The 3,432-nt window shown below is 49.7% G+C and carries 4 protein-coding genes; all 4 read right to left on the bottom strand.

All coding sequences use genetic code 11. The annotated features are described in order from the left end of the window. The coding region (gene urtE / locus ABF287_RS03280) for an urea ABC transporter ATP-binding subunit UrtE (protein WP_347183601.1) at positions 1-611 on the bottom strand (611 nt) is incomplete at its 3' end. 3 nt (positions 612-614) lie between these two features. Beyond that, on the bottom strand, positions 615-1,355 hold the full coding sequence (gene urtD, locus ABF287_RS03275) for an urea ABC transporter ATP-binding protein UrtD (protein WP_271546881.1): 741 nt from the start codon (positions 1,353-1,355) through the stop codon (positions 615-617). Then, a complete protein-coding gene (urtC, locus tag ABF287_RS03270) occupies positions 1,352-2,527 on the bottom strand; it encodes an urea ABC transporter permease subunit UrtC (RefSeq protein WP_347183602.1) in 1,176 nt (391 codons plus the stop codon). The genes urtD and urtC overlap by 4 nt, the downstream gene beginning before the upstream one ends. Before the next feature lie 2 nt (positions 2,528-2,529). Then, a partial coding sequence (gene urtB / locus ABF287_RS03265) for an urea ABC transporter permease subunit UrtB (protein ID WP_347183600.1) occupies positions 2,530-3,432 on the bottom strand: 903 nt, incomplete at its 5' end.

The following is a 3,432-nucleotide window of genomic DNA, read 5'->3' as shown; positions in this document are numbered from 1 at the left end:
GTGAATTCATCCCCAAGCTCATAGGCAAAGTCGAAAAACTGTTCGACCAAAACGATGGCCATGTCGCCTTGATCACATAGAATGCGAATGACGTGGCCAATTTGCTGAATAATATTGGGTTGAATGCCCTCTGTTGGTTCATCCAACAACAAAACCTTGGGCCGCGTGATCAAAGCGCGTGCGATCGCAAGCTGCTGTTGTTGCCCACCAGAAAGGTCACCACCCCGTCGCCCTGCCATATCATGCAGCACAGGAAACAGATCATAAATGTGATCAGGAACTTTGCGATCTGACCTTCCCAGACAGGCAAATCCACTCTCAAGGTTTTCCACCACCGTCATCAAAGGAAAGACTTCGCGCCCCTGGGGCACATAGGCGATCCCTGCCTTTGCGGCGTCGAATGGGCTGAGGTGATTGATCAGCTTCCCATCCAAAGTGATGGTGCCATCGGCGTAAGGGTGACGTCCGGAAATTGCTTTGAGCAAGCTGGTTTTACCCACACCATTGGTGCCCATTACCGCGGTCACTTCGCCGGCTTTGGCACTAAGAGACATAGTGTTTAAAACTTGGCTTTGCCCATATTTCATAGTTAAATTATTGACGTACAGCATATTTTATCGCCCCAAATAGACATCGATGACGTCTTGATTCTTCGTTACGTGATCCAGAGATCCTTCAGCCAAAACAGATCCTTGGTTTAACACGGTAACCCTACAGTTGAGGCGACGCACAAACTCCATATCATGTTCCACAACCACAACTGCACGCGTTTTTGCAGCACGCACGAGGATGTCTGTGGTCTGCTCACGTTCTGTCTCAGACATCCCTGCAGCCGGTTCATCCACCAACAAAAGACGCGGATCTTGGGCCAGCAGCATACCAATCTCCAGCCACTGTTTTTGCCCGTGACTGAGCTCCCCAGACAATCGATCAAGCGCATCTGTTAACCCGACGTCGTCGCCGACAGCCCGCACCCGATTTTCTGTATCAGGCGCTACACGATTGAATAATAAATCAAGCGGCCTGCGTGGGTTCTTTAACGCCATTGTGATGTTTTCACGCACGGTCTGTTCCTCAAAAACAGTCGGTTTTTGGAACTTTCGTCCAATGCCTGCTTGGGCAATTTGGCTTTCGCTCATATCCAGCAATGACGACGATTTCTCGCCCCAGATCACATAGCCTTCATCTGGTTTTGTCTTGCCGGTCACAATATCCATGAAGGTTGTTTTGCCAGCACCGTTCGGACCAATAATCGCGCGAAGTTCTGTGTCTCCAATTTGGATAGATAGGTTATTGATCGCTTTAAACCCATCGAAACTGACACTGACACCTGAGACTTCTAAAAGCGTGCTCATTGGTGTTTCTCCCGGTAATGGGAAATCAGATCAAACAAGCCACCAACCCCTTTAGGGAAAAAAAGCGTGACGCCGACAAAGGTCAGTCCAAGAAGAACCAGCCACCAGTCGGTCCATTTGACCAAATAAAAGCCAAGGTTGATGTCGGGTGCGCTGCCGCCTGTGAACCATGAGGACATAAGAGATACGAAAACTGCACCAATCACCGACCCATAGAGACGCCCACGTCCGCCAATCGCCACCCAAACGGCCAAATAGATTGAGGCGATTGGGGCAATCTCCGCGGGATTGATGATGCCTGCTTGCGGGTAATAAAGTGCCCCCGCGATACCTGCGATCATAGCCGTCGTGGTGAAGATTAATAATTTATAATGTTCAACGTTATAACCTAAAAATCGTATCCGTGCTTCGTTATCGCGAATGGCACGGATTACAGAGCCGAATTTGCCCGCGAGCATCCAGGCAAAGAATACATATCCAGCACCGAGGGCGAAAGCGGAGGCCCAAAAGAACCAAAGCGATAATGTCGCTTGTGAAACAGCCTCAAGGCCCGGGATGTTCTGCAAACCCGACAAACCGTTATTTCCGCGTAGTCCAGTATCGTTTTGGAACAGATAAAGGGAAAGCGCGAGTGTCATCGCCTGCGTCAAGATCGACAGGTACACGCCTGTAACGCGGCTGCGAAATGCCAACCAGCCAAAGGCCAAAGCCAGCATCCCTGGTACAATAACGACAGCCAAAAGTTGCAATGTAAGCGAATGAGAGACCGCCCAGATCAGCGGAAATTCGGAACTGCCCACGACACCAAATATCTGAGTACCAATTGCGGCTTCCACCTCCTCAGGCGTCGGTGGCAAAATGTTGTTTTCTAACGATCCAACAACGATATTTTTTGTGCGCTCATACATCAGCCACATGCCTATGGCGTAGCCACCGATTCCAAAGAAGGCAAAATGTCCAAGGCTCAAAATGCCACAATAGCCCCAGACCACGTCCATAGCGATCGCAACAAGGCATAGGCACAATGTCTTGCCCAGGGTCTTGAGAAACGATGTTGAAACACCTGTTGAACCCACCGCCTCACTAAAGATGGTTACAAAGACCGTAAACAAAGATAGCCCAAGCAGGAACCAAAGAACGGAGGGATTTTTAGCCATGAAGGTATGTTGCATAATCAATCTCCTGCCGCTCGCCCTTTGAGGGCAACAATGCCCTTGGGGCGAAATTGAATGAATAGGATCACGAAGAGGATCATGTAAGTTTGAGCGGCTAAGGTGTTCGATGGATTTAGCCATTCGATCCACTTTTGGCCAAAGCCTATCATTGCGGCCCCGGCCAGCGTGCCCCAGACATTTCCAACACCGCCAACCACAACGGTCATGAAGCTTTGGACGATGTAGTCAGACCCCATTTCGGATGTCACCTTGGCATACAATCCAATCGCAACCCCAGCGATGCCTGCGATGCCGGAACCAAGGCCAAAGGTCAGCATGTTTATACGATCAGGATTGATCCCCATAGATGATGCCATTCCCGAATTTTGCGTCACTGCGCGTACCTCAAGGCCTAGACGGGTTCTTTTAAGGACGTAGATAATCAAGCAAAGAAACAGCAATGCCAGGATGAAAATCGCAATCCGAATGAAGCTGATCTGGATGATATCATTAACCACCCAAGCCCCTGCGAGCCAATCGGGAGATGTAAGCGGACGTGCTTGGGTGCCAAAGGTGTTCTTCGCCAATTGTTGTAAAGCAATCGAAACACCGAAGGTCGCCAACAATGTTTCCAAAGGTCTGTGATACAAACGACTAATAACAAGCCGCTCAATCACGACCCCAGCCACAAAAGTGACCGCAAAGGCCAAAGGCAAGGCGACAAAGATCGACACAGTGTAATTGGGAATGAACTGTTGCACCACATAGCCGGTGTAGGCTCCCATCATAATGAATTCACCATGGGCCATGTTGATAACTCCCATGACGCCAAAAGTGATCGCCAGACCAATCGCAGCCAAAAAGAAGATCGACGCCAGAGACAGCGCGTCCAATGCCAAATCTGCAAACTTTGCGGTTGCTAC

The sequence above is a fragment of the Pacificibacter sp. genome, from assembly GCF_039769035.1.
Lineage (GTDB): Bacteria > Pseudomonadota > Alphaproteobacteria > Rhodobacterales > Rhodobacteraceae > Celeribacter.
Note: the sequence above shows the minus strand (reverse complement) of the source record. Positions and strands in the feature narration are given on the sequence as shown.

Excerpts from the sequence above, each read along its gene's own strand:
- urtD (WP_271546881.1), bottom strand. The coding sequence starts at position 1,355 with ATGAGCACGCTTTTAGAAGTCTCAGGTGTCAGTGTCAGTTTCGATGGG.
- urtC (WP_347183602.1), bottom strand. The coding sequence starts at position 2,527 with ATGCAACATACCTTCATGGCTAAAAATCCCTCCGTTCTTTGGTTCCTG.